Source organism: Enterobacter sp. K16B (assembly GCF_020216105.1).
GTDB classification, from domain to species: Bacteria; Pseudomonadota; Gammaproteobacteria; order Enterobacterales; family Enterobacteriaceae; genus Enterobacter; species Enterobacter sichuanensis.
This window is the reverse complement of record NZ_JAIWJZ010000151.1, coordinates 1-1,169: the sequence shown is the minus strand read 5'-3', so window position 1 is coordinate 1,169 and position 1,169 is coordinate 1. Positions and strand designations below refer to the sequence as shown.

The 1,169-nt window shown below is 64.2% G+C and carries 1 protein-coding gene; it reads right to left on the bottom strand.

Translation table 11 applies throughout. The features are described 5' to 3' along the window. The coding region (locus LDK53_RS21500) for a type VI secretion system Vgr family protein (RefSeq protein ID WP_225288027.1) at window positions 1–1,169 on the bottom strand (1,169 nt) is incomplete at both ends.

Sequence of the window (1,169 nt, the reverse complement as noted above, 5' to 3'; positions counted from 1 at the left end):
TTGTCGACCGAGCCGTCTTTTGTCCGGCTCATAAAGCCCATCTGCGTCGCCGCGGCCGGCAGCGCCCACGGCGGCATGCTCGCGTCGTTGTACACCCGCCCGGTAATAATCGGACGGTCCGGATCACCGTTGATAAAGTCCACCACCACCTCATCGCCCACCCGCGGGATTTGCACCCCGCCGTAGCCCTGGCCCGCCCAGGCGCTCGACACGCGCACCCAGCAGGAGCTGGTGTCATCGCCCTTCGCCAGACGGTCCCAGTGGAACTTCACCTTCACGCGGCCGTATTTGTCCGTCCAGATGCTCTCCCCCTGCGGACCCACCACTTTTGCCGTCTGCGGGCCGTAGGTGCGCGGCCAGGGCGTACTCTGCGCCGGGCGATAAGAGACCGATGCCGGGATAACCGTGAAATCAGTCCGGTGAATAGTTTCTCCCTCGCCGCTGGCGTAGCGGTTCTCCTCGAAGTGATACCCCGCCGCCGTCACCAGATAGTCGCCGTTATCGCTGAAGAACGGCGCGTTAGTCAGGGTGAAGGTGTGGCCCGGCGCAATGCCTGCCGCCGTGGCAGTGGCCTGAATCTGCTGGTGCTCCACCTGCCAGCGCTCCTGACGAATGCGGGCGTAGAACTCCGCATGCCCGGTCTCCACAAAGCGTCCCGGCCAGTCGTAGACGTCAATGCTGCCCGGCTTCGGCGACGCCGGGTTCTGCTGGGCCTGGAACAGCCACGCGTTCGGCTTGCGGAAATCGTAATCGTCGAGGCTGTAAATCCCCGGCGTGACGCTGTCCTCCAGCGCCCACTGGCCGATACCCTCTTCATCCGTGCTGCCGCCGGACGGCGTCTGGTGATACGGAATCACCTCGTAGCCGCTGAACGGCTGATGCTGGGTGGCGGCGTCGGTGAGCACGAGGGTGTGTTTGTCCGCCTCGTGGCTGAAGTGATACGCAATCCCCTCCAGCTCCATCAGGCGGCTGATGAAGTCCAGGCTCGACTCCTGATACTGCACGCAGTAGTCCCACACCCCGTAGCTGCCGGTGAGCTTGTCCTCGACGTTGACCTGATGCTCACCCAGCAGGGTCTTCACTATCTGCGGCACCGTCTGCCCCTGGAAGATGCGCAGGTTACGGTCGCGCTTCATCGGCCACAGGTCCGGCTCCACCGTCAGCTGGTA